General features: G+C 55.4%; 3 protein-coding genes. 1 reads left to right on the top strand and 2 read right to left on the bottom strand.

The features are described 5' to 3' along the window. Window positions 1-79, top strand: a 79-nt coding sequence (locus AC2UZJ_RS12455; protein ID WP_486950449.1) for an IS3 family transposase, incomplete at its 5' end; no start/stop codon positions are given. A 586-nt stretch (window positions 80-665) separates the two neighbouring features. Here AC2UZJ_RS12455 and AC2UZJ_RS12460 read toward each other — a convergent pair. Both AC2UZJ_RS12460 and AC2UZJ_RS12465 read right to left on the bottom strand, forming a co-directional pair. After that, window positions 666-1,637, bottom strand: coding sequence for a replication protein RepA (locus tag AC2UZJ_RS12460; RefSeq protein WP_012196453.1), 972 nt, complete (start codon window positions 1,635-1,637; stop codon window positions 666-668). Next, window positions 1,630-2,286, bottom strand: a complete 657-nt coding sequence (locus AC2UZJ_RS12465) for a recombinase family protein (protein ID WP_012196454.1) — start codon at window positions 2,284-2,286, stop codon at window positions 1,630-1,632. The genes AC2UZJ_RS12460 and AC2UZJ_RS12465 overlap by 8 nt, the downstream gene beginning before the upstream one ends. Between the last annotated feature and the right edge of the window lie 497 nt (window positions 2,287-2,783).

The raw sequence follows: 2,783 nt of genomic DNA on the forward strand, positions 1-2,783 counted from the left end.
CAATCACGAACGGATTAAACTAAAACTAAAAGGACTGAGTCCGGTGCAATACCGAATTCAGTCCTTAACTACCCAGTAAATTAAACCGTTCAACTATTGGGGGTCAGTTCAGTTGCCGCCTTTCGGGCTTTTTCTTTTTCAAAAAAAAAAATTTATAAAACGATCTGTTGCGGCCGCCGGGTTGTGGGCAAAGGCGCTCGACGGTGGGCAACCGCTTGCGGTTGTCCACGGGCGGAGCCGGTGCGCGTAGCGCATTGTCCACAAGCCAAGGGCGACCAATAATTGATATATATATTCATAATTGAAAAGCTAATTGAACATACTACTTGCTGTAACTACTTGCCGGAGCGAGGGGTGTTTGCAAGCTGTTGATCTGAAAGGGCTATTAGCGTTCTCACGTGCCTTTTTGATTAGCGATTTCACGTGACCTTATTAGCGATTTCACGTACTCCGATTAGCGATTTCACGTACCCTGATTAGCGATTTCACGTGGATAGTTTTTGGAGCGGGCCGGAAAGCCCCGTGAATCAAGGCTTTGCGGGGCATTAGCGGTTTCACGTGGATAACTACCCTCTATCCACAGGCTTCCGGGGATAAAAAAGCCCGCTCGACGGCGGGCTGTTGGATGGGAAGGCTTGACCAAGCCAAGCGTAGCGTTGGCCTGGTCAAGTCGGAGGGGGGCCGATGCGAGCGCCCTTGCCGGGTGCGCGGGTGACATGCAGGCGTGTGGATTTGATGCGCAGGCATTCGCCGTCATCTTCGATGCAGTCGCTTGCCTCGGGATAGACAATCAACACTTCGCGTAGGCGCTTTTTGAAGTTGTATTTGAAGCTGGCGAGTGCTGCCCGCTCTGCCCGCTCTCGGGCCTTATCGTCCAGTTCGGGCGAGTTGCGTGCGCGGCTGCCATAGGATGAGCCGAATTGCGCTTGCAGGGCGACCCAAGGGATTTGCACGAAGGGGCGGCCCTTGGCCCGCAACAGGAACACGCGATAGGTCAGCCACGTGTAAATGTCCATCGCAAGCGGAGACTGCCGCAAGGCATGCAGGTAGTCGATTCGGATAGGAACCGGTGAGCGGGTGACTTCCTCGAAGAAATCGCCTGTGAGGGTGAGGGTGCTATCCCATAGCGCCCGATCTTCTGGCCGCTTGGGATTCCAGAATAGAAAAGCGCGCTTGGCAATGACGACGTTCTCAATGCCGAAGTCATTGCCTTGCTCGCCGGCAAGCGAAATCATGGATGAAAACAGGCGTTGCGCCTGATTGCGAAGGGTGGCCGTGTAACGGCCATCGGTGTGCATTCCGAGCCTTTGTAGAAATTCCGATTGCGACCGGCCAAGGTTCAACACGGGGTCTTTCGTTCGCACGGCCTCGGTGCATATCCAAGCAAGCAAGGTGCGCGGCATAGAACCGTAGGGCAGGCCGATGCTCGGCTTGCCCATGATCGACAAGGTGACGATGCCATTGGTGCGCTCAAAGTAGCTGGTCTTGGGGTCGGTGTGGGGCATGGTCGCTTGCACAAGGCAACGGGCCATGTAGCCGACTAAGCCAGCTTCGCGGGCATCCTCCATTTCGAGCGCGAGGCTCGTCTTGATGATCTCGTTGATACGATGGCCGGGGGCTTTGTTGTTCTTAGGCATGTTGTTCCCTCCCCGGCATGGTGATGGTTGGTCTAGTGTTTGTGGGTTTGATGTTCCGGCGTTTGATGAACAGGCGCAAGGTGTGAGGGCTGACGCCTAACAACTCGGCTGCGCGACTTTGCGGCAAGCCAAGGTTCACGTATGCCTGTACTTCATCAATACGGCTGTCCAGCTTCAAGGCGCTCGATTTGCTGCCCTTGGGTCGCCCGAGCGTCTTGCCGCGCTCTCTGGCGACTTGTAGCGCCTCGGTGGTACGTGCCTGAATGAAATGCCGCTCGATCTGTGCAGCCAAGCCAAGCACGGTTGCCATGATGTCGCTTTGTAGGCTGCCGTCCATGATGATCTTCTGTTTGGTCACATGGACGATTAGGCCGCGCTCGCTCGCCGCTTTGAGAATTTCCAAGGCGGCGAGGGCGGAACCGGCAATGCGCGTAATCTCCGGCGTCAGTAGCACGTCGCCACGCTCGGCCTTTTCGATGATTGCTCCGAGCTTGCGCTTGCGCCAGTCCTTTGCTCTGCTGGCAATTTCTTCCTCGATCTGTAGCGGCGCGAAGCCTTTGGCGTTCGCGTATTCGAGCAAACCGTATTTTTGGTTTTCCGGGTCTTGGCCGTCACGCGAAACCCGGAGATAGGCATAGTATTTTGGCATTTGCAGGGAAAACGTCAGATTCGGTTAAACATGCCTCATTCTAGCGCAGATTAAATAGGAATTAAATACCCTGTTGCGGTATAGATAAAACGTTGGTTTGTTCTGCCCTATGAGCGTACAAAAAAGGCCGGGTGAGTGGCCCGGCCTTCGTTTAGGTGCTGAATAGGATTGGTTCTGGTGCCAGCCTCATGAGAAGCGCGTCATAAAACCACATGAGGGCCGACGCACCAAGGCCGACGCCTGCGACCGATAGCATGATGTGGGTCTTATTGGCCGAGTCCAGCCCAAGCCACATGATCGGTAGGGTGATGAGACTGGCGAACGAAGCCAAGCCGAGAAGAAAGCGCACCGGGCCGCGCAGCCACCAGAGAATGAGGAACACCAGATGTCGTTTTCAGAAGACGGCTGCACTGAACGTCAGAAGCCGACTGCACTATAGCAGCGGAGGGGTTGGATCCATCAGGCAACGACGGGCTGCTGCCGGCCATCAGCGGACG

Source organism: Paenalcaligenes sp. DL 309, from assembly GCF_057475285.1.